Source organism: Psychrobacillus sp. FSL H8-0484 (assembly GCF_038005325.1).
In the GTDB taxonomy this organism is placed as follows: domain Bacteria; phylum Bacillota; class Bacilli; order Bacillales_A; family Planococcaceae; genus Psychrobacillus.
Genome location: NZ_JBBOSZ010000001.1, coordinates 4012235 through 4032694, shown reverse-complemented (window position 1 = coordinate 4032694; position 20460 = coordinate 4012235). Strand labels below are relative to the sequence as shown.

Here is a 20460-nt window from a genome sequence, read left to right as displayed (position 1 = left end):
TTTTGAAAATACTTCATGACATGCAGTAAATTTTCTTCAGCCGTTTATTTTTTTTGTTCTTCTAATTCTTCATACATAGACAACGTATTGATTAAGTATTTGTTGAAAAGCTCTCGTGCAATTCTTAATAAGTCCACAATAGCCGGATCTCTCAAAGAATATAAAAATTTTTCCCCTTCCGCAATAATTTCTAGAATCCTTATTGGTAAAGGGTGGGAAAGTGCTTTAAAAAAATCTGCTTTAAATTGTTGTAAATCGCTCCACATAAACTTCACTCCTGTAATTAACATATTAAAATATTTGAATATGTTAATATCGTTTTTGTAAGATTTATTTTAATAATTATCAATAGTATTTTTAGATGTTGTTTACTATACTTTAATTATCTAAATTTTTAATGAATGAGGTATACTCTATGAATCAACAAGCACAAAATTATTGGAATAGTTTTTGGAAAGGAAAAGAAAAACCGTCATTTGTTACAGCATGGCAGTTTGGTGGAAATCCAGATGAACTAGCGCAGCTTGTTATGAATGGAGTGAAATCTGCGACGTGCTCTGGGCATATATTTTACGAAATAGAAAAAGAGCCTCTACCTAAAGTAGATGACTATAGTATTATCCTTAATAGCAAAGATGAACCTATTTGTATGATTCGAACTTCCGAGGTAACCGTAATTCCTATGAACGAAGTACCCGAAGAATTCGCATACGCAGAAGGTGAAGGAGACCGTACATACAATTATTGGAGAAATGTACATATTAAATTTTTTACAAAGGAACTAGAAGAAGTAGGGTTGGAGTTTTCAGATGATATGCTTCTCGTTTGTGAACGTTTTGAATTGATTGACATCAAATAATGGGGTGAGACCATGTTTAAGACGGTTACATTATATACAAATCAACTGAAACAGTTAAAAGGCTTTTACGCAAATGTGCTGGAGCTTACTATTCTTGCATCTAGTGATATTCATTTTGAGGTATCGATTGGCACCTCCACGCTCATCTTTCGCGAAACTACTCAAGCAACCTTGTATCACTTTGCTGTTAATATTCCTGGTAATCAGTTCACTCTAGCGAAACATTGGGCAAAAGAGAGAGTTTCTCTAAATAGAGAAGATGCAGTAGACGAAACCTATTATGCTCGTTTTGAAGCGGATGCCTTTTATTTTGAAGATCCTTCTGGAAATGTAATAGAGCTAATTGCAAGAAGGAATGTAGATAAATGGAGTGATTTTAGTGTAGATTCCTTGCTTAACTTAAGTGAGGTTAGTATTACAACGCCTTTTGTAGATGAGGTGGGCGAGCAGCTGCAGGATATAGGCATTCCTGTTTCAGGTCATGTGAGCATAGTGCCAGAAGAACTAAACTTCTTAGGAAGAAAGGATACATTTATATTGTTAGTTCCTCCTCAGCGGAGATGGTATTTTTCAAAGAGAATGAGTGAAACATCTCCATTAAAAATAGAGCTAATACATGGCCCAGAGATTATAGTATTGAAAGATGGAAAAGTAATAATAGAGAAAAGCGACTAATTTGCCTTTATTAAGTGCAATAGTCCCTTTTTATTTATTTTGCATGAATCTTTAAAGCATGCATCAAGGGGGAATAAATTTTTACATTATTCATTTCTATACCAAGAGGAACTGTAGTTTGTATCTACAATTCTATTAATTCATTGATAGTTTTAATTCTAGTGAGGTCTTTTTTAGTTAAGAAGGACACATATATAAATAGATTACAATTGAAATGTGGAAAGAAAATACATGAAAAAAGCAGGAGAAATTTGATTTGATGTGGAAGAGAAAATCTAAAGAAGTAATAATTATAGAGCTCGCATTTATTACTTAAGTTTTTCCTGATCAATGGAAAATGAGAAGCTATACAAGGGGGAATATGAATGGGAAGTAAATTAGTTGAGAATATAGTCAATACACAAAAAGAAATTCAATTTTCGGGGTCTACTTTTGTTAAACAGGGGAAAACAGTACTTGCTCGGTCTAGTTTTGGTTATGCTAATCGTGCTGATCAAATTGAAAATGTAGTGGGAACGCGATATGGAATTGCTTCGGGATGTAAAATTTTTACTGCGGTTGCTATAGGCCAGCTAGTAGAGAAGGGGAGATTATCTTTCGAGACAAAGTTAAATGAATGTTTAGATTTATCGTTTCCTCATTATCATGAAGATATTACTGTACATCATCTTTTAACGCATACTTCAGGTATTCCAGACTACTTTGACGAAGAGACTATGGATGACTTTGAAGAGTTATGGATAGAAAAACCAATGTATCATATGCGACGACTTCAAGATTTTCTGCCGTTATTTCAAAACGAACAGATGAAATGTAATCCAGGGGAAAAATTTCACTATAATAATGCAGGGTTTATTGTGTTAGGTTTAATTGTTGAAAAGTTAAGTGGACTTGTTTTTACAGACTATATACAAAAGTATATTTTTGAAAAAGCAGGAATGGAGAATTCAGGATATTTTGCTTTGGATTCTCTACCTGGAAAAACGGCAATTGGTTATATTGATAACGAAGATGGTAGTTGGAAAACAAATATGTATTCACTTCCAATACAAGGTGGATCTGATGGTGGAGCTTTCGTAACTGTTGAGGACATGGAGTCATTTTGGGACTCTCTTATTAATCATAAACTCCTAAGCAAATCCACGACAAATAAGTTACTCACTCCTTATGCACAGGAAGAAGATGGGGACTATTATGGTTACGGTGTGTGGATAAAGAAAAAAGAAGAGAACGTCTATAAGTATCACGTAATGGGATATGATCCAGGAGTAAGCTTTCACTCCGCGTATTACCCTACTTCAGACATCAGAGTTGTAGTATGTGCAAACAAATCCAAAGGTGCCTATAAAGTTATGAGTGAAATAGAAAAATCCTGCTGACATATGCAGGATTTTTACTTTCGATTTTTTCGCTCATTTCGTTGCTTTCGTAATAAAGAAAATGCGAGATATAGCATCGTAATTCCAAGTACAAATGAAAAAACGGAATAAAGTATAGTATTAAGTCCTTGTCCAAATACTAATAACAAAAGATAGAGTGGTACAATGATGTAAATAATTTTTTCAGCACTTAGTTTCAATATGTCCTCTCCTTTACAACCGTTTCTTTATTCATTATAACAAGAAAGATCTGTTAAATTATGCTGTTGTTCTTTAGAAGAATATATTTTGTGACGAAAATCCGCGGAAAGCGAGCGGATTTTCGTCCATAACAACATAATCATCTAACAGAGCCAACAAGAAAAAAAGAAAATGGATTAATTTCTATTTAAAAATGCTAAACTGTATAAACGGAGGTGGACTTTGTGAATATAACATCCTACGAGGTTGAAAAAATAAAAGATCCGACAGGTATCATCTTGGGAGATCGATATGAACTATTATTGGGTATCGAAGTACCGGAAGATGACGAGTTATTTGACGAACAAAATTCATTAGATTTACGCGTTATTTTAGCAGTAGTAGAGACAGAAGAACGTATCGTGCAATACCATTTCTTAAACCGAAGCAACGGCAAAGTATTAGATTTTGCCTTAGAAGAGGAAGAAGAAGCAACCATACTTGCTTTTTGTAAACAGCATTATAACGAAGCAATATAATAGAAAAATCGAGAAGGCTAATCTTCTCGGTTTTTCTATTTTTTTAAAGTAATCCAATTCATTTTCAGGGTGTCGCACATAAAGTGTTCAAACTGGGCTTTTAGTTCCCTTCTTTTCTGAATTGAGGTAAACTTGATTGAAAAGATTTTACAATAAAAGGTGGCTATTTTGATGGAAATTACAAAATTAATGAAGCATATACCTATTTTAGAAGCCAAAAATGCTCAACATATAAATATCACAGGACTCGCATACAACTCACGTAAAGTAGAAAAAGGACAAGTATTTGTATGCGTAAAAGGATTCAAAACGGATGGACATCAATATGCTGGACAAGCAGTTGAAAGTGGAGCAGTAGCACTTGTTGTAGAGGACTTTATAGAAGGTTTAGCAGTTCCTCAGTATAAAGTGGAAAGCGGGCGTCTTGCACTTGCAACACTTGCAGATGCGTTTTACGATCATCCAACTCGAAAATTAAAAACAATTGGAATTACTGCAACAAACGGAAAGACTTCTACTTCCTTTATGACCAATGCTATTTTAGAGAATCATGATCTGAAAACCGGATTAATGGGAACGGTTGTTGTAAAAATCGGTGATTATGCGGAGCCTTCTGAACTAACAACGCCAGAATCACTTGATTTGCAACGCTTTTACGCGCAAATGGTAGAAGAAGGGGTCACTCATGCAACGATGGAGGTATCTTCTTCTGCACTGGAATTAAATAGAGTAGGTTGTGTCGATTTTGATATTGTCACTTTAAATAATATCAGCCGTGAGCATATCGATTTACATTCGTCGTTTGAAAATTATTTTGAACATAAATCCAGTTTAATTCGCAATGCTGGAGCAGATAAAATTGCTATATTAAATCTAGATGATGCGTATTCAGCTTCACTTGTGAATCAAACAAAAGCGAAAGTTATTACAGTTGGTGTAAAAGAACAATCTGCAGATGTTATTTGTACAAATTTAGATTTATCCACGGGACGAGCAAAGTTTACAGTAAATATCACGAAGGACTTAGCAACAGCAGACGTGGTTATTCCAAAACAACAATTTAACATAGAGCTTTCTACACCTGGTTTCCACTCTGTGTATAATTCAATGGTTAGCATCGTCATCGGACTACTATGTGAAGTGCCAGTGTCAACAATCCAAAATAGCTTATCTGAGTTTGTCGGGGTTGAACGTCGTTTTGAAATCATTTTTGAGGACGATTTTAAAATCATTGATGATCACTTCGCAAACAGTGGGAATATAGATATCACGCTTGGTACATTAGAAAAAATGGATTTTAACCGTGTTTCACTTGTGTATGCAATTCGTGGTGATCGTGGAGTTACGGTAAATAAAGAAAACGCAGAGGCAATTGCAAGATGGGCTCCTAAACTAGGAATTCATGAAGTCATTGCAACGCTTAGTCGGTCTCATGTTACACAAAAGGATGTAGTTTCAGATGCGGAGCTTGCTATATTTAAAGAGGTAATGGATGAAAAAGGAATAAGTGTTCATTTATATGAAGAATTGCCAGAAGCAATTGAGCATAGCCTGAACGAAATAGCGGATGGGGATCTTTTACTGCTAGCCGGTTGCCAAGGAATGGACTATGGTGCAAAAATCGCATTAGAACAATTAGAAACCATTCGACCGAACATGGACAAAAAGAAATTATTCCAACCACTTCAAAAGCGTGTAGCTGGAAATTCTTAAATATAAAAACGGGGCTGTCCAATAAGCCCATAAATTGAAGCAGGTGTAGAAAAATGAGTCTTTTCTACACCTGTTTTTTGTATACTTTTTATTAATACTACTATTTTTTGTAGGCAATTGATTGTAGTGAAAGACGGCGACTCCAGCGGGAATAGCGTGAGCTGAAGGCCCCGCAGGAGCGAACAAAGGAACGAAGGCTAAGAACGCCACCTCGTGTGGCAACGCCTTCGTGACCAACATCGTGTTGGCCTGAGGAGACTGAAGCCATGCCCGCGGAAAGCGTCCGACTGGAACGGAATCAATACATTGGAAAAGGGACCATCTCTCAGTCAATGTATGACTTTAGGGACAGTTTAGTTAAAGTCATCTTCACTATCCTTCTCTACAACATGTTTAAGAATAGAAAGTTTGTTATTCCAAAATTGTTCGTAATAGGAAAGCCAGTCTTTTAATTCTTTAAAAGACTCTGGGTGAAGGCGATATCTTTTTTCTCTACCAACCTTATGCCCAGACACTAATTCAGCTTCAGATAGAACATGAAGATGCTTTGCAATTGCGGTACGGCTCATTGAAAAATGAGAAGTAATCTCGGAAATAGGTAACTCTTTTTCCGCAAGTAATTTTAAAACTTCTCTCCGAGTGGGATCTGCTATTGCCTGAAAGACATCATATTTCTGTGCAGAAGAAGACACTTAGTTTTCAACAACCTTTCTTAGACGACCTTGAACAATACCTTCCCAGCCATAAGCCATTCTTTCACGAATTACAGCACTATCCTCATTGGGTTTTGTGATAATGTCAGTTGATTGTTTCCAACCACCATGAATAAGAGTGAACTCCGTTTTGTCACCGATCTCTTTTAAAATAAATGATACAATCCAACCATCTGTGTCCCAAATAAAAGAAAGTTTATTTGGAGGGTTTACTTCTGTTACTTTACAAGGTGATGGACCAAAAGGTGATTGAATGTGAAATTCATGTCCCAATTCTAGTTGGAAGTCATTTGGCATAAACCAGTTTGCTATACCTTCTGAAGTCGATACGGTTTCCCACACTTTTTGAATTGGTGCATTTATTAGAACGGTTTGTATAATATCTTCTAGTTTATTTTCCATTAACACGCCTACTTTCTTAATAAAATAAAACCAAATGGTTTCGTTAAATTAATAATACGAAACCATTTGGTTCTATGTCAAGTGTCGCAGACATTCTGTTACCACTCGATATGTTCTGGATATTCTATATCTAGTCGTAAATCATGTATAGAGCATTTCGTTTTACTGGCTTCTGTCAGTACTTTTCTTTTAAAAGAATCGTATTCATTGTTATCGACAACAATATTATGAATGATAGCGGCAAAAGAGTTCGAACGCTGCTCTCTTGGCATTTCTATGTAAGATAAATTCAACGTATCAATATATTGAACGGCGTATTCCTGCACAGATGCATTTCGTGAAGAAACGGAGGAAAGGAAAAAGGTATACTCCTCTTTGGACATATTCTCCTTTAATCCTTTCGCGATAATGGCTTGAAACTTACGAGCATTTACGACATTTATATCATAATCTGTAGCTTCCTCCTCCTTTTTATAAAGTTTAATAAAATCATTAATTGCAACAAATGCGAAAGCAAGCTCAGGCCAGAGTATCTCCGCGGAATAATATATATTATTTTCAGGTGCGATAAAATCATGTGCTTTCATGGTTTCTTTATGTAACCCATTTGCAACAAATTCTACATTGCGTTCCCCTTGGTATGCATGACGCAAATCGTAGGCGATACTAAGTAGACGAATTTGAGCACCTTGCCATTCTAAATTTCGATCTTGGTTTCTTGTAAGATGATAGATCGTCGTACAAAGCTCATCTAAGTCCCAAAAATCCCCACTGATTAATGCTCCAGTTAGGTTTTCCGTATTTTTTAAAGCTAACATCCAATCCCCCCTCTTTGCTATTTCCGTTTTGGTGAATAGTTAAGCGTCGTAAACAATTCTTCTTTTTCTGTTGCTGTTAGTTCTCTCCATTCCCCAATGGCAAGACCTTCAATTGTAATGTTCATGATTCGTATGCGTTGTAACCTTTTCACGGTAAAGCCGAGTGCAGAGCACATTCTTCTGATCTGGCGGTTTAAACCTTGTGTTAACGTAATGTTAAACGTATTTGGACCTACTTTTTTCACTTTACAAGGTAGTGTTTTCGTCCCTAATATGTTTACACCAGCAGCCATTTTTTCTAAGAATGTAGCTGTAATTTTTTCATTGACTGTCACGACATATTCTTTTTCATGACTATTTTCTGCTCGTAGTATCTCATTTACGATATCACCGTCATTTGTTAGTAAAATGAGCCCATCCGAGTCTTTATCAAGACGGCCAATATGGAAAATACGAAGCGGATGATTAATGTAGTCAACAATATTACCTTTAATATGACGTTCAGTTGTGCTCGTAATACCTACGGGTTTATTTAATACAAGGTAAACTAAAGGCTGTTCCACGACAATTGGTTTTCCGTCAACCCGTACATCGTCGCCAGCCTGAACTTTACTTCCTAACTCTGCTACTTCGCCATTTATCGTTACTTTTCCTTCTATAATCCATTTGTCCGCTCCACGTCTTGAAATAATTCCTGCTTCACTTAAAAATTTATTAATACGCATAATCGACACCTACTTTTCTTGTTGTAATAATTATAACAAAAATTGAAACTATTTTAGAGGAAAGAGCGTAAAAAAGAAAAGGAGTGAGCACATATGATCAATCAAAAAATAGAAGAGACATTCAGCTTACTAAAAAAAGCAGTAGGTTGGGGTGTGGACAAACGAGTGACATTATCGCTCGCAGGATATTACGTAATTTTAGAGAAAAAGTTTGATGAAAAAAGATTCAAGGACATGGAAGCCTGTATTAAAAAGAAAGCAGGAATATTTTCACCGTTGCGTTCTCATTTACATCCACTTTTTGTTGCTATACTAGATGTAGGGGGTCTAGATCCCGAGCAAGCAGTTGATCTTTTATTGGAAAAAGTAGAGGCGTTAAAAAAGTCTTCCTTTAAAGTAAATAGCTATACGTATCTCGCTGCTTTACTGATGTCCGATGAGAAAGAAGCTTGGGCAGAAGAGATGACACGTGCGCAGCAACTGATGACGGACATGAAAAAACATCATCGATTTTTAACTTCCAGCGATGATTATCCATATGCGATGTTTTTAGGAAAACTAGATGGAGATACTGTAGTTCGTGCAGAATCGATGAATCGCTATTATCAAGATCTGCGAAATCATAAGTTTTCTTCAGGAAACGAATTACAGTGGATGTCACAAGTCTTAACATATTCAAGTCCTGATTACGATGAAGAATTGGTGGCAAGAGCTGTCATTATTCGAGAAGGCTTAAAAAGCGTCAAAATAAAAACTAATGGACCCCAGTATCCAATGATCGGATTTATGGCAGTGTTAAAAATGACTGAAGAACAACTAAATGCAATCGTTTCAACCTATGAATCATTAGCGAGTATGAAATTATTTGGGTGGTACAAGGAAAGCGCATTCCCAATAGCGCTAGGATGGGAAATGAGATCGTCAAAAGATACCTATACAACAGCAGCAATCTCAATGGCAACTTCCCTTGAAATGCTTCTTCAAGCGCAGCAAGCAATGATGATTTCTGCTATTGCCGCAACAAGTGTGGCAGCTACGTCTTCGGACTAAAACTAACCATCATGGTATACTCAAAGTAATGAAGGAAAGACTAATGATATTGAGTTTGAGGAGCGACATCGCAAGGGGTTAAAATTGTAGTCAGCCGGTAGTTTGTGATACGGACACTCACATCAACTATATTAACAAATGTGAAACAGGACATGACTATAGTGTTCAAAGAAGTTTTTGCACCGATATTCTCCATTATGCCTTATAATAATTAGAGGAAGCAATAGCACTTGTAAATAATTCAGAGTCTGGATTACATGCAGAGATTTAGACAATAATATTTATAGTAGAGATTGAATTAAATAAGAACAATCAACTAGAGGAGTTATGCATAATGAATACAAATCCGATGAGCCAATCAAGAACTATCCAAACCCATTTAATTCTTCCACCAGACACGAACCATCATCAAACAATCTTCGGAGGAAAAGTACTAGCATATATAGATGAAATTGCAGCAATTACATCGATGAAACATGCAAAGACAGGAGTAGTTACTGCTTCTATTGATTCCGTTGATTTTTTATCACCTGCAAAAGTGGGAGATGTTATTGAACTAGATGCGATTGTTTCTTCAACAGGTCGTTCTTCCATGGAAGTATATGTTCGAGTAACATCGATGAACCCCTTAACTGGTGAAGAGAAGTTAACAACCGAATCTTTTGTAACGATGGTTGCAGTAGATGAAAGTGGTAGACCGATTCCTGTAGCCGGTATTCACCCCGAAACAGAAGAAGAAAAACGTCTATTTGAATCAGGTCCTGCTAGACGCACACACCGAAGACAACGCTTAGATATGAAATACTAACCAAGTGGGAAGTGACTAAGTGCTAAAACTGGATGAACTGTATAAGTATCTGATGATTATGTTACTTGCTATTTATCTAATCAACTCTATCTATTTACAGGAAGTAACCATTACTTTCACCGCAATTATACTTGTTATTATTTTAGAACTAATAAAAAACCGACACCATATTAAAAAGTTATCTAATTCATTGCTAGCAATTATAGGAATTGTGTTATTAGCGGGAATCACAGGAATTATTTATTTGCTAGTGATGTTTCAAATTTTTTTAGATACATTTGGCTTGCCGCAAGCGTTCGAGACAGGATTAATTATCCTGTTTATGCTCATGGGCCTATATGTGCTCTGGTATTTCTTGAAAAAGATTTTTGATCATGCAGTAATAAAATAATAAAAACCCTTCCAAAGTTATGTATGTAACTTTGGAAGGGTTTTAAGCTTTTCTATGAAACTATTTGATCGTTTGCCCGTAAGCATATGAAGAGGTGATGAACATGAAACATCTATACGAACGAAATGCAAAATACGTAAAGGTTGGATCCTTAATTGGGCTGGTAGTATACATAGCGATATTATTTGTTTTTAGGGATAGCATGTGGAAGGACTATGAAACGCATCTTGTATTGGGGATAACTTTATTTATTATGTATAGTTCTTCTTTTTTCTTTCAAAGTGCGGCGGACAAATTACCGGACGAGCAAATAGTCGATAGCCAGTATTTTTCCGCTGATTTTCCTGTTAAAGAACTTAACTTTCAACGAGATATATCGTTCATTCCTCAAAGTTACTTAGTCTCTGGCATGGGAGAACGACTGTACAAAATTACACCTTCAGAAGATCATCTACTTATTCGAAATTTATCTGCGTTTGCTATTTTTCAAGGAGGTATGTTCTTTCCTATTACATATGAATTAAAAACAATAGATGGTAAGCTTGTAAGTCAATTTACTTTTAAAAATAAATTAAAGTTTATTCAGCTAAAAGTGTATGATCATACAAAAACTCATATATCTACTGTCGTTATGCCTACTGTATCTGTTAAAAATAGAGCTATTATTTTTGATGCAAACAATGAAAAAACGCATCAAATGGAGGCAAAAAGTATGTATGGGGATATTGATGTCAATGATTCTAGTGGGAAACGGTTAGCGACATATCGTTTTGGTATATTTCCGTACGCCACTCATCCCGCATTTGAGATACAGGCGCATAACGTCCACGTATCGCTTTCACACGATTTGTCACATACAGAAAAACTAACTTTTGCAGCTTTATTTTACAGTTGGACGGGCAATCAATAAATAAAAAAGGGAAAAAGCTGGTGAAATTCATAAATAGTTCGGTTGTGGAGTAGAAAAAGTGATTTAACAAGGTAATGAACCAATAAAACAGCACACGTTTTAGTTACTAAATCGCACAATAAAACGCAGGGGTTTTGAACTCCTGCGTTATTTTATGTTGTTAAATTAACGCGTCCTTTACTTGAATAACAGATGCGATCCAATACTTTGTTTACAAATGCTTGCATTCTTCGTTACTCCCACTTGGTTGACTGCTCATTATTGATGCTGTATCTCAGCTTCTCCAAAGGAATGTTCCATGTCTAACAAGCGTTTTCTTTCAGTCTGAAATTCTTTTGCATTACTACTTAATCTCGATTATCTTTTAGGAAGGTAATTTATCATAAAAAGTACCATTAAAAAGTAACGTGATGTCACCTATTACACCTATACAAAAAAAGATGAAATAATAACTTGCTTTTGTAACTTCTTTGTTGAAAAGCTCTTGAAATGCTTGAATAAATATTTGTTCAAATTTAAACCAGCTTAGAATCCAAGCAATAATAAGAAAGATAACGATGGTCATTATTAATATACCTCCAATTCCTTTCCTCTAACCGATGCAACAACTGTTCTTGCTTGTGAACGGCTCATCAATCGCCTTGCACCATGTGGGCCAGAATAATTCCAGTCAGGAGTTCCTTTTCCACGACATATGAGCGAACCATCTCGCATATTCATCGGAATAATGACGATTTCCCCTTCTTGAGCTGAAATAGCACCTTTACGTAATATCATATGATCTAAATCAATGTAACTATGAATGGTGTCGAACTCAGATTCTATATCCCAATTCATGCCTCTGCAAATTACTTCAACCATTGTTTTTCGATTATATGTTTCATACTTCTGCACGATAGAGAGATCGAATAAGTAATCTTTCATCTTTTCTCCCTCTACATACGTTTGTTTTTTAGAGGCATATATTTTGTGATGAAAATCCGCGAGACCCCTGCATTATAGACATTCAACGGTTAACCTGTTTTAAAAATTAGTTTTTAAACAAATTAAACCAGCCTTTGTATTTAAACCAAGCAAGCATGGATAAAGCAATGACAATCATTAGTGCCAACACCGCAAAATAACCGTAATGCCATTTCAATTCCGGCATATGCTCAAAATTCATCCCATACAATCCAACGATAAACGTCAAAGGAATAAACACAGTTGAAACTATCGTTAGAATCATCATTATTCGGTTCATGCGACTAGCATTTATAGACACATGACTGTCTCGTATATCAGCAGTTAACTCTCGGTTAGATTCAACCATTTCCGTAAGCTTTAGTAAGTGATCATATATGTCCGCAAAATAAGTTCGTTCCGATTGCTGTAAATTTACCCGCTCCGAGTTCATTATTCGATATAGCAGATCTCGCATGGGAATGATAGTACGGCGCAATCGAAGTAAATCACTTCGAAGATCGAACACTTGATTCATGGATAAGTGGCGCATATCAAATGTTAGCTGATCTTCAACTTCATTTAAATAATCTTCAATTTTATAAATGATAGGAAAGTATGCATCTACGACTTTGTCTACAATATGATAAGTTGCATGAATGGCACCACGTTCCCATCCTTTTGGACTTTTAATTATTCGTTCCCGTGCCTCCTCTAATTCATGCATATGTGGAAAATGGAACGTTACAACATAATCTTGGCCCACAAAAATATCTAGTTCTTCTGCTTCTAACGTTTCTTCATTAAAAGTATGTAAAACGAAAAAGGCATACCCATCATAATAATCCACTTTAGGACGTTGAAGTCTTAGTAAGGAGTCTTCAATTGCCAATGGATGAAAATGAAAAAACGAACTAAGTAACGATTCCTCTTCCTTCGTTGGTTCACTAATATCTACCCAATACCATTCAAACGTCTTTTCCTTAATCTGTTCTAAAGGAAAATCATTTATTATATCGAAGTTAGCTGTAATCCCAAGTGTTCGAATCAATTCTAAAACCTCCCTCTTACCAAATCTTCTACTTCTACTTCTATTATCCCATAATTTCTATGTTATAATAACGAAAAAAATAAGGTGGTCTAACTATGTCTGAAAAGAATTATGAAGCACTTATTGCCGACAGGATTTTTGTTGGGGGAGTAGACGGAGTAGAGCCTCTTTTAGAAAATGAAAAAATTGATGTCATCTTTGATTTAAGAATGGCGAAAAAAGAGCATCCAGCAGAAGAAGTATGTATACACCAACCAATAGCAGACGAAGAGCCACATCAAGACAAATCGATAAAAGCTGCAGTTGATGAAGTAGTGAAGGCGTATAAGGAAGGGAAAAACGTATACTTTCACTGTACATCTGGGGGAGGAAGAGCAGGCACTATAGCAGTAGCAACTTTAATGGAATTAGGCTTGGCGAAATCCATTGAAGAAGCAGAAATAAAAGCAAAATCGATTCGTCCAAAAATTAATGTCAAAGCAGATCAAAAAGCAGCTTTAAAAAGAATTTACAGTAATTAAACAATGAAAATGCCAAGAGAATGTCAATTCCTCCTTGGCATTTTTAAATGCTTTATATTAATTCAGTGGAGCAAGTCTCATTGTAGGCATTTTTTTCGAGTCTAAGGAAACAAGCAATATTTATTTGCAATGAACTGAGGTGTTTGTCTAGCTTGTAAGGCTGATTTCTGCATTTACTACTATAAGTGTAAGAAGGAGGTGATTTTATCATGAACCAACGTCCATGTCATTCATGCGGGCATCAAAGGGTAGGGGGGCAATCATGTCATTGCCAGCAAGTACCTTGGCAACAACCAGCTGCTCAACCAATAGTATGTCCACCACAATATCGAGTTCGGGATACTTTTTTACCGAGAATGCAACCTGTTATCCATCCGTTTGTGAATGTGAATAGAGAACATGTTGTCAATGTCCCTCAGCATTTCTATACACAAACCAACGAAACCGTCCGTGTACCAGGATCTCAACAAGCTTATCCTATGAACTATCCTCAACAAGGTGGATTTCAACAGCCGTATCCACAACAACAAATGTTTCCTCAACAACAAATGTTTCCAGGTCAACCTCGATACTAAATACAATATGCAAAAGCATGTCGTAGATTGCAAATGCCCTTTTTATAAGAGCATTTGCTTTTTTATTTGGCTGTGTAAAGTTACGCTGTCGTTTTTTAGAAGTATATATTTTGTGACAAAAATCCGCGAGACTCCTGCGAAAAATGGGCTGCCAAGACCCCATAGCGGGTTTATAGGAACAAATCCTACATTCGCCACATCCATGTGGCAACGGATTTGCGTCTATCGGCTACGCCTTTCGACGTAGAAAGGGCATTGTGACCAACATCTGTTGCCTCGAGGAGGGCTTGGCAGTTCGTCCGCGGAAAGCGAGCGGATTTTTCGTCTATAACACCCTTATGGATCTTTTATTTTTATATTTTAATAAATAAATCCACTTCAACTTTTCGGAGATATTGTAATTTTCGGTATATTTTGATAAAGTGATAGTTATTCCATATGTGGAAATAATTGATGAAAAAAAGATGAATAGGGGGCGTATTATGAAGCTTTTTCTTTCAGTTGATATGGAAGGGATTACGGGATTACCAGACCACACCTTCGTAGACTCCAGTAAGCATAATTATGAACGTGCAAGACGTATAATGACACAAGAAGCAAACGCTATCGTGGAAGGTGCTTTATCGAAAGGTGTAAAAGAAGTGTTGGTAAATGACAGTCATTCTAAAATGAATAATATTTTAGTAGAGGAGTTACATCCAGAAGCTTCTTTAATCACAGGAGATCTAAAACCGTATTCAATGGTACAGTCTCTAGATGAAACATATATAGGAGCAGTTTTTGCAGGTTACCATTCAAGAGCTGGACAACCAGGAGTAATGAGTCATTCCATGATTTTTGGCGTTCGGAATATCTTTATAAACGAAGTAGTCATTGGTGAGCTTGGATTTAATGCGTATGTCGCAGGTTATTACGGTGTGCCTGTCATTATGGTTGCAGGAGATGACGGAGCTTGTAGAGAAGCAGAAGCGCTTATACCTGGTGTAGTGATTGCAGCTGTAAAACAATCTATTTCAAGGTCGGCGGTTAAGACATTGCATCCTCAAAAAGCCCAAGCGTTATTAAGAGAGAGAATAGCAGAAGCAATAAGTAAGCGTGATCAGATTCAACCACTCACTCCACCAAAAAATCCAGTATTGCGTATCGAGTTTGCAAACTATGGACAAGCAGAATGGGCAGCCCTCATGCCTGGCTGTGAAATTATTGAAGGGACGACGATAGTAAAGTTTGAAGCAATCGATATATTAGAAGCATATCGAGCGATGCTTGTCATGGTAGAGCTAGCAATGCAAGCGAAATTCTGTTAGGAGGAAGCTTTCTGATGACAAAGTATATTATTAAACGTTTTCTCATGATGATTGCAACGATCCTTATCATTTCCACTTTAACTTTTGGGTTAATGCACTCGATTCCTGGTTCTCCGTTTGACGGGGAACGAACCTCTAATCCTACCATTCAAGCAAACTTAGAAAAGTTTTATAAACTAGATGAGCCGATGTATATTCAATATTTATATTATTTAAAGTCCATTGTAACGTTTGACTTTGGTCCTTCTATTAAAAAGCCAAATGAAACAGTAAATGAATTACTTGCAAGAGGATTCCCTATTTCCTTCGAGCTTGGAATGGTTACGATCCTTGTAGCATTACTATCTGGAATAATATTAGGTACACTAGCAGCGCTGCGGCATAACGGCATTATTGATTATTTAGCCATGACCTTCGCGGTTGTTGGCATATCTGTACCAAATTTTGTACTTGCAACGTTATTAATTCAACAAGTGGCAGTGAACTTGGAGTGGCTTCCTGCAGCTACCTGGAGCAGTCCGTTACATATGATATTACCTACACTTGCACTCTCTACGGGGCCAACCGCAATTATTGCTCGTTTAACAAGGTCCAGTATGCTCGAAGTGCTGACACAGGATTATATTAAAATGGCCCGTGCTAAAGGACTTTCACCACTAAGAATTGTAGGTAGGCATGCACTAAGAAATGCGCTTATGCCTGTCGTGACGATTATGGGTACGATGCTTGCTGGTATACTAACTGGAACCTTTGTAATTGAACGCATTTTTGCAATCCCAGGCATGGGGAAATATTTTGTGGAGAGTATTAATAACCGGGATTATCCAGTAATAATGGGTACTACAGTATTTTATAGTGCATTCCTAGTATTCATGCTATTTCTAGTGGATATTGTCTATGGCCTTCTAGATCCACGAATAAAATTACATCGAAAAGAGGGGGATGCATAATGACGAGCCCACAAGATGTGGTATCCCCACAACATGTAAAGGATGAATGGTTTCGTCCAAAACTAAAAGAACAGGGAAAGGCAGAGTCTGTAGTAAGACCTTCTTTATCGTATTGGAAGGATGCGTGGAGAAGGTTGCGGAAAAACAAGCTAGCGATGGCCGGACTTATATTCCTTATACTACTCACGCTGTTTGCTATTTTAGGTCCAATGTTTTCTCCATATGCTATTGACGAAACTAACTATCCAAATCAAAATAAAGCTCCATCAAGTAGCCACTGGTTTGGTACAGATGAGGCTGGACGCGATGTTTTTACGAGAACATGGTATGGTGCTCGAGTTTCCTTATTTGTAGGTGTAATGGCAGCGCTAATCGATTTTTTCATTGGCATTATTTATGGTGGTATCAGCGGCTATAAAGGTGGTCGAGCGGATGCAGTGATGATGCGAGTAATAGAGGTGTTATATGGGCTTCCACATTTACTAGTTGTTATTTTATTGATGGTTGTGATGGGGCCAAGCTTAACGACCATTATCGTTGCGCTGACCGTGACTGGATGGGTAGGAATGGCTCGAATTGTGCGTGGGCAAGTATTGCAAATAAAGAACTATGAATTTGTGACAGCGTCCAAATCATTTGGTGCAAAAACGTCCAGAATTATTCGTAAAAACTTACTACCAAATACGATGGGGCCTATCATTGTACAGATGACGCTTACCGTTCCAAGTGCCATTTTTGCAGAGGCATTTCTTAGTTTCTTAGGGCTAGGAATTCAAGCGCCTTTTGCAAGTTGGGGTGTAATGGCAAATGATGCATTACCCGTTATTTTATCTGGTCATTGGTGGCGTTTATTCTTCCCGGCATTCTTTATCTCCTTAACGATGTTTGCATTTAATGTGTTAGGGGATGGTCTGCAAGATGCACTTGATCCGAAGCTTAGGAGGTGAGAATTTATGAATGAACATCCATTAGCTAATTCTAAAGAGCTCAATAGTGGAAAAGTAGACGAAGTAGCAATAACTCTTCAAACAGATGACTCAGTCAAGATAAAAAATAAGGTGAGAGAAAAGAAAATAATATCTGCTGAAAAAATGTTACAAGTAGATAATTTACATGTTTCATTTCGCACATATGGCGGGGAAGTAGAAGCGGTTAGAGGAGTTAACTTTGACCTGTACAAAGGAGAAACACTTGCGATAGTTGGAGAGTCCGGATGTGGTAAAAGTGTCACTTCTAATGCAATTATGGGGTTAATTCCAGAGCCAGCTGGGATGATTAAGAATGGAAGTATTTTTTTTAAAGGAAAAGAATTAACTAAAATGTCTAAAGCGCAGATTAGGAAAATCCAAGGCGTCGACATTTCCATGATATTCCAAGATCCAATGACTGCGTTAAATCCAACGTTAACAATTGGAGAACAGTTAACAGAGGGACTTCGTACTCATAAAGAAATTGGAAAGCAAGAAGCTAAAAGGAAAGCGATAGAGATGCTGAGTTTGGTAGGAATACCAAATCCAGAGGAGCGATTAAAGCAATTTCCTCATCAATTCTCGGGAGGGATGCGTCAACGTATTGTAATTGCTATTGCACTTATTTGCGACCCAGAACTATTAATAGCAGATGAGCCCACAACGGCGTTAGATGTCACAATTCAAGCGCAAATTTTAGAGTTGTTTGAAGAAATACAACGAAAAACAGATATATCCATTATATTAATCACCCATGATTTAGGGGTAGTTGCAAAAATCGCGGATCGAATTGCTGTTATGTATGCTGGGAAAATTGTAGAAATTGGCGATAAACGAGAAATCTTTTATACTCCTGAGCATCCATATACAAAGGGCCTACTAAATTCTGTTCCACGATTAGATTTAGTAGATGAAGAACTGCAACCAATTGATGGAACTCCGCCAGATTTATTCTCCCCACCAACGGGATGCCCATTTACCGCTCGTTGTCAGTACGCAATGGAAGTGTGTGATCATGTTTATCCTTTTACAACAAAAGTATCAGAAACACATGCAGTAGATTGTTGGCTCCAAGATGAAAGGGCTAAAGTATTACAAGTACAAATCTAAGGCTGGATGAACGCGCGCAAGTGCATTCACATATAGAATATAAAGGGGGATTTAGGATGAAGAAATGGTTATCATTAATCTTTGTAGCATTTTTTGTTCTTGTGTTAAGTGCATGTACAGCTACTAAAGACGCGGGAGAAAAGACAAATACAGAGAAAGAACCAGAGACAGAAGGGGAAGAAAAAGAAGAGCCAGTTACAAAAGCTGAAAAAGTACTTTACTTAAACAATGGAAATGAACCAACCTCATTTGATCCATCAATAGGATTTGATGCAGTATCTTGGAGTGCATTAAATAACCTTATGGAAGGCTTAGTAAGACTTTCTAAAGATCATGTAGCAGAAGAAGCTACTGCAGAGAAAATAGATATATCAGAAGACGGCTTAACGTATACATTTACGATTCGTGATAATGCAAAATGGTCTAATGGAGACCCCGTGGTAGCGAGTGATTTTGTATATGGTTGGTTGCATATGTTAAATCCAGAAACTGCTTCTCCAGCAGCGTTCCTAGCGTATTTCATTGAAGGAGCCGAAGCATACAATAGCGGAGAAGGTACTGCAGATGCAGTAGCTATTAAAGCGTTAGAAGAAAAAGTTTTTGAAGTAAAATTGGCTGCTCCAACCGAGGCCTTTTTAAATATTATTACCAACCCAAGCTTTTTCCCAGTCAATGAAAAAGTAGCAACAGCAAATCCTACTTGGTTTACAGAAGCGGAATCTTTCGTAGGGAATGGTCCATTTAAATTAACTGAGTGGAAGCATGATGTAAGTTTTACATTTGCTAAAAATGAAAACTATTGGGACGCTGGCACAGTAAAGCTTGATAAAGTACAATGGGCAATGATTAATGACTCCAATACAGAATACCAAATGTATCAAACAGGTGAACTAGATACCTCTGGAGTACCATCTGAACTTGCAGAAAGTTTAATAAATGACCCAGAACTAAAAAATGAAGATCAGGCTGGTTTATATTTCTATCGATTCAACACATCAATGGAACCATTCACGAATAAAAAAATTCGTCAAGCATTTGGTTATGCTGTTAATCAACAGGAAATCGTTGATTTTGTAACGAAAGTCGGGCAAAAACCAGCTGAGGGCTTTGTTCCTTATGGATTTATCGGTCCAGATGGAAAAGAATTTAGAGATACTGCTGGCGTATTAATAAAACATGATGCAGAAAAAGCGAAAGCATTATTAGCAGAAGGTATGAAAGAGGAAGGTTATTCTGAATTACCTGCAGTTACGTTAACATATTCAACAAGCGATTCACATAAGAAAATTGCAGAAGCACTTCAAAGTAAATTTAAAGAAGTTCTAGGTGTTGAAGTAGCTTTACAAAATGTAGAGGCAAGTGTTTTTGCTACGGAACAAAAAGAGTTTAAGTACCAAATGTCGCGTTCCTCTTTCTTATTTGACTATGCTGATCCAGTGAATGCATTAGAAAGCTTTATCACAGGTTCTTCTATGAATCGTACAACTTGGTCTAATGCAGAATTTGATAAATTAATTGCGGATATCAAGAACGAGAAAGATGCAACTAAACGTTGGGAATTATTAATACAAGCAGATAAATTATTAATGGATGAAATGCCTATATTCCCACTTTATTATTACAACCAAGTAACACTTGAAAAACCATCTGTTTCAGGAATTGTTAGACATCCAGTTGGATATATGGATTTAAAATGGGCTGATAAAAACTAAAAAAGAAGCGGCACTTGCTAAAGGTGCCGCCCCTTTTCATTATGGTGCTGTTAAACTCCATTGTAGTTATTTGGTAGAATCCGCGTGCATTCTGCGGGCGAACCGACTAGCCTCCTCGGCTGCGCCTGCGGGGTCTCGTCTGGTTCGCTTTCCCGTAGAATT

Annotated in this window: 26 protein-coding genes; 17 read left to right on the top strand and 9 right to left on the bottom strand. The window is 36.9% G+C overall.

Going from position 1 to position 20460, the window contains the following annotated elements; all coding sequences use genetic code 11:
• Positions 1-44: 44 nt before the first annotated feature.
• Positions 45-266 carry a hypothetical protein gene (locus MHH81_RS19940; protein WP_340924795.1) on the bottom strand — a complete coding sequence of 74 codons (222 nt, stop codon included), beginning with the start codon at positions 264-266 and terminating at the stop codon, positions 45-47.
• 149 nt (positions 267-415) lie between these two features.
• Between MHH81_RS19940 and MHH81_RS19935 the strand changes: the two genes are divergently transcribed.
• From MHH81_RS19935 to MHH81_RS19925, 3 genes are all read left to right on the top strand, one after another.
• The gene (locus tag MHH81_RS19935) at positions 416-859 is read left to right on the top strand and encodes an ASCH domain-containing protein (protein ID WP_340924792.1); all 444 of its coding nucleotides are present in this window, start codon (positions 416-418) and stop codon (positions 857-859) included.
• 12 nt (positions 860-871) lie between these two features.
• Positions 872-1534 carry a glyoxalase gene (locus MHH81_RS19930; RefSeq protein ID WP_340924789.1) on the top strand — a complete coding sequence of 221 codons (663 nt, stop codon included), beginning with the start codon at positions 872-874 and terminating at the stop codon, positions 1532-1534.
• Positions 1535-1899: 365 nt separating this feature from the next.
• A complete protein-coding gene (locus MHH81_RS19925; RefSeq protein ID WP_340924787.1) occupies positions 1900-2913 on the top strand; it encodes a serine hydrolase domain-containing protein in 1014 nt (337 codons plus the stop codon).
• A gap of 14 nt (positions 2914-2927) precedes the next feature.
• On the opposite strand, the gene MHH81_RS19920 is transcribed toward MHH81_RS19925, so the two are convergent.
• Positions 2928-3113: a hypothetical protein gene (locus MHH81_RS19920; protein ID WP_340924784.1), complete on the bottom strand. Its 186-nt coding sequence runs from the start codon at positions 3111-3113 to the stop codon at positions 2928-2930.
• Between the two features lie 225 nt (positions 3114-3338).
• Between MHH81_RS19920 and MHH81_RS19915 the strand changes: the two genes are divergently transcribed.
• Together MHH81_RS19915 and MHH81_RS19910 are read left to right on the top strand one after the other, a co-directional pair.
• Positions 3339-3632: a DUF6509 family protein gene (locus MHH81_RS19915; protein WP_340924782.1), complete on the top strand. Its 294-nt coding sequence runs from the start codon at positions 3339-3341 to the stop codon at positions 3630-3632.
• Between the two features lie 171 nt (positions 3633-3803).
• Complete coding sequence (locus MHH81_RS19910; RefSeq protein ID WP_340924779.1) at positions 3804-5345, top strand: Mur ligase family protein; 1542 nt, start codon at positions 3804-3806, stop codon at positions 5343-5345.
• Positions 5346-5698: 353 nt separating this feature from the next.
• On the opposite strand, the gene MHH81_RS19905 is transcribed toward MHH81_RS19910, so the two are convergent.
• The 4 genes from MHH81_RS19905 to rluF all read right to left on the bottom strand — a co-directional run bounded on the left by MHH81_RS19905 (position 5699) and on the right by rluF (position 8003).
• Positions 5699-6037 carry an ArsR/SmtB family transcription factor gene (locus MHH81_RS19905; protein WP_340924776.1) on the bottom strand — a complete coding sequence of 113 codons (339 nt, stop codon included), beginning with the start codon at positions 6035-6037 and terminating at the stop codon, positions 5699-5701.
• Positions 6038-6466, bottom strand: coding sequence for an SRPBCC family protein (locus MHH81_RS19900; RefSeq protein ID WP_340924773.1), 429 nt, complete (start codon positions 6464-6466; stop codon positions 6038-6040).
• A gap of 92 nt (positions 6467-6558) precedes the next feature.
• Entirely contained in the window at positions 6559-7278 is a 720-nt protein-coding gene (locus tag MHH81_RS19895) for a DUF6904 family protein (protein ID WP_340924770.1), read from the bottom strand.
• Between the two features lie 17 nt (positions 7279-7295).
• Entirely contained in the window at positions 7296-8003 is a 708-nt protein-coding gene (gene rluF / locus MHH81_RS19890; protein ID WP_340924767.1) for a 23S rRNA pseudouridine(2604) synthase RluF, read from the bottom strand.
• Positions 8004-8096: 93 nt separating this feature from the next.
• Between rluF and MHH81_RS19885 the strand changes: the two genes are divergently transcribed.
• The 5 genes from MHH81_RS19885 (at position 8097) to MHH81_RS19870 (ending at position 11162) form a co-directional block, all read left to right on the top strand.
• On the top strand, positions 8097-9053 hold the full coding sequence (locus tag MHH81_RS19885; protein ID WP_340924764.1) for a DUF4003 family protein: 957 nt from the start codon (positions 8097-8099) through the stop codon (positions 9051-9053).
• Positions 9054-9157: 104 nt separating this feature from the next.
• The gene (locus MHH81_RS21425; protein ID WP_445678116.1) at positions 9158-9268 is read left to right on the top strand and encodes an aldehyde dehydrogenase family protein; all 111 of its coding nucleotides are present in this window, start codon (positions 9158-9160) and stop codon (positions 9266-9268) included.
• A gap of 119 nt (positions 9269-9387) precedes the next feature.
• A complete protein-coding gene (locus MHH81_RS19880) occupies positions 9388-9861 on the top strand; it encodes an acyl-CoA thioesterase (protein WP_340924762.1) in 474 nt (157 codons plus the stop codon).
• 19 nt (positions 9862-9880) lie between these two features.
• Positions 9881-10252: a hypothetical protein gene (locus MHH81_RS19875; protein WP_340924760.1), complete on the top strand. Its 372-nt coding sequence runs from the start codon at positions 9881-9883 to the stop codon at positions 10250-10252.
• A gap of 103 nt (positions 10253-10355) precedes the next feature.
• A complete protein-coding gene (locus MHH81_RS19870) occupies positions 10356-11162 on the top strand; it encodes a hypothetical protein (RefSeq protein ID WP_340924758.1) in 807 nt (268 codons plus the stop codon).
• 364 nt (positions 11163-11526) lie between these two features.
• Here the strand turns inward: MHH81_RS19870 and MHH81_RS19865 are convergent, their stop codons facing one another.
• The 3 genes from MHH81_RS19865 to corA form a co-directional block, all read right to left on the bottom strand.
• Entirely contained in the window at positions 11527-11727 is a 201-nt protein-coding gene (locus MHH81_RS19865) for a hypothetical protein (RefSeq protein ID WP_340924755.1), read from the bottom strand.
• Between the two features lie 2 nt (positions 11728-11729).
• A complete protein-coding gene (locus MHH81_RS19860) occupies positions 11730-12086 on the bottom strand; it encodes an RtcB family protein (RefSeq protein WP_445678115.1) in 357 nt (118 codons plus the stop codon).
• 106 nt (positions 12087-12192) lie between these two features.
• Complete coding sequence (gene corA, locus MHH81_RS19855; RefSeq protein WP_340924752.1) at positions 12193-13155, bottom strand: magnesium/cobalt transporter CorA; 963 nt, start codon at positions 13153-13155, stop codon at positions 12193-12195.
• Positions 13156-13250: 95 nt separating this feature from the next.
• Between corA and MHH81_RS19850 the strand changes: the two genes are divergently transcribed.
• From MHH81_RS19850 to MHH81_RS19820, 7 genes are all read left to right on the top strand, one after another.
• Positions 13251-13676, top strand: a complete 426-nt coding sequence (locus MHH81_RS19850; RefSeq protein WP_340924751.1) for a protein-tyrosine phosphatase family protein — start codon at positions 13251-13253, stop codon at positions 13674-13676.
• A gap of 209 nt (positions 13677-13885) precedes the next feature.
• Positions 13886-14251 (top strand): hypothetical protein, encoded by a 366-nt coding sequence (locus tag MHH81_RS19845; protein ID WP_340924748.1) that lies wholly within the window; start codon positions 13886-13888, stop codon positions 14249-14251.
• Positions 14252-14733: 482 nt separating this feature from the next.
• The gene (locus tag MHH81_RS19840) at positions 14734-15558 is read left to right on the top strand and encodes a M55 family metallopeptidase (RefSeq protein ID WP_340924744.1); all 825 of its coding nucleotides are present in this window, start codon (positions 14734-14736) and stop codon (positions 15556-15558) included.
• A 14-nt stretch (positions 15559-15572) separates the two neighbouring features.
• Entirely contained in the window at positions 15573-16508 is a 936-nt protein-coding gene (locus tag MHH81_RS19835) for an ABC transporter permease (RefSeq protein ID WP_340924739.1), read from the top strand.
• A complete protein-coding gene (locus tag MHH81_RS19830) occupies positions 16508-17455 on the top strand; it encodes an ABC transporter permease (RefSeq protein ID WP_340924736.1) in 948 nt (315 codons plus the stop codon). Before MHH81_RS19835 ends, MHH81_RS19830 begins: the two co-directional genes overlap by 1 nt.
• Positions 17456-17599: 144 nt before the next feature.
• Positions 17600-18586 (top strand): ABC transporter ATP-binding protein, encoded by a 987-nt coding sequence (locus MHH81_RS19825; RefSeq protein ID WP_340925358.1) that lies wholly within the window; start codon positions 17600-17602, stop codon positions 18584-18586.
• Positions 18587-18642: 56 nt separating this feature from the next.
• Complete coding sequence (locus tag MHH81_RS19820; RefSeq protein WP_340924732.1) at positions 18643-20298, top strand: peptide ABC transporter substrate-binding protein; 1656 nt, start codon at positions 18643-18645, stop codon at positions 20296-20298.
• The last annotated feature ends 162 nt before the right edge of the window (positions 20299-20460 follow it).